The sequence below is a fragment of the Vibrio sp. 10N.222.46.A1 genome (assembly GCF_041473595.1).
GTDB lineage: Bacteria > Pseudomonadota > Gammaproteobacteria > Enterobacterales > Vibrionaceae > Vibrio > Vibrio tasmaniensis_A.
The window spans coordinates 1-308 of record NZ_JBFRSN010001761.1 but is presented as its reverse complement, the minus strand read 5'-3'; the positions used below and the strand labels follow the sequence as shown (position 1 = coordinate 308).

Annotated in this window: 1 tRNA gene and 1 pseudogene; both read left to right on the top strand. The window is 47.1% G+C overall.

Annotated features, from left to right (window positions below):
* A pseudogene (locus tag AB4496_RS29215) lies at positions 1–141 on the top strand (preprotein translocase subunit SecG); the annotation flags it as partial.
* 16 nt (positions 142–157) lie between these two features.
* Positions 158–242, top strand: a tRNA-Leu gene (locus AB4496_RS29210).
* Positions 243–308 lie beyond the last annotated feature (66 nt).

Here is a 308-nt window from a genome sequence, read left to right as displayed (position 1 = left end):
ATCCTTAGCTTAGTGCTTGGTAATATGTCTACACATAAAACTGAGTCACAGTGGATTGACCCGACTCAAGGTCAGGTGATTCAACAAGCTGAAGATGCAGTGAGTGAAGTTCCGGCGCAAGGCGACGAAATTCCACAATAATCTGTAAAGATTTGATGCCGAGATGGTGAAATTGGTAGACACGCTAGCATGAGGTGCTAGTGCCTTAGGGTGTGAGGGTTCGAGTCCCTCTCTCGGCACCATGTTTACAAACTTGTAAAACATCTTGTTGGGCGTATAATGCTCACAAGTCGGACGCGGGATGGAGC